This window comes from Mycobacterium sp. NGS50 (genome assembly GCF_059812545.1).
This window is the reverse complement of record NZ_JCALCW010000103.1, coordinates 1-351: the sequence shown is the minus strand read 5'-3', so window position 1 is coordinate 351 and position 351 is coordinate 1. Positions and strand designations below refer to the sequence as shown.

1 protein-coding gene is annotated in these 351 nt (G+C 67.0%); it reads right to left on the bottom strand.

The genetic code is table 11. The features are described 5' to 3' along the window. Positions 1-286, bottom strand: a 286-nt coding sequence (locus tag AC5Y36_RS25875) for a recombinase family protein (RefSeq protein WP_500043828.1), incomplete at its 3' end; no start/stop codon positions are given. Positions 287-351: the final 65 nt, after the last annotated feature.

Below are 351 nucleotides of genomic sequence, written 5' to 3'. Positions count from 1 at the left end.
GCGCGGAGCCGACCTCGGTCACGACCTCGTCGACTGGAAGCTGTTGAGCCGTGGCCCACGCCACCACCCGCGCGACCTGCCGATCCAGATCCGCTTTCTGATCGGCCGACGACACCCGCGCATACACCGCGGTCCGCGATCGCATGCCAGCGTCCCCAGCCGGTTCGTCGACGAGAATCAATCGACCCACGCGCCGCGCGGGTACCGGCAACAACCCGGCGCGAAACCAGCGATACGCAGTTACCCGCGCAACACCGTTGCGCTCAGCCCACGCCGCCAGATTCATACACTCGTTCCTACAGCACGCCACCGACAACTACCGACCACTCGGACCGCAACAGCTGGCACCCC